The sequence below is a fragment of the Enterobacter cloacae complex sp.6700776 genome (genome assembly GCF_048284255.1).
In the GTDB taxonomy this organism is placed as follows: Bacteria; Pseudomonadota; Gammaproteobacteria; order Enterobacterales; family Enterobacteriaceae; genus Enterobacter; species Enterobacter intestinihominis.
Window position 1 is genome coordinate 1 of sequence record NZ_JBLVYK010000324.1, and the last position, 262, is coordinate 262.

1 pseudogene is annotated in these 262 nt (G+C 36.6%); it reads left to right on the plus strand.

The features are described from left to right. Positions 1-262, plus strand: a pseudogene (locus tag ACNQ0T_RS24465) (DUF3732 domain-containing protein); the annotation flags it as partial.

Consider the following 262-nt stretch of genomic DNA (forward strand, 5'->3'; position numbering starts at 1 on the left):
TTTCTGATGTATTTCCAAATAAGAAAATTGATACTTTGGCCTAAAACAAATCAACAACCACGGGTTGTAAAATTTGAACCCGGAAAAGTTAATATTATCAGCGGTGCATCAAAAACAGGTAAGTCGGCTGTTATCCCTATTATTGATTATTGTCTATGTTCTGATAAGTGTGCCATTCCAGTTGGTGTCATTCGAGAATCATGTTCATGGTTTGGTATACTGATTGATACGGCTGAAGGTCCAAAATTACTGGCACGTAAAG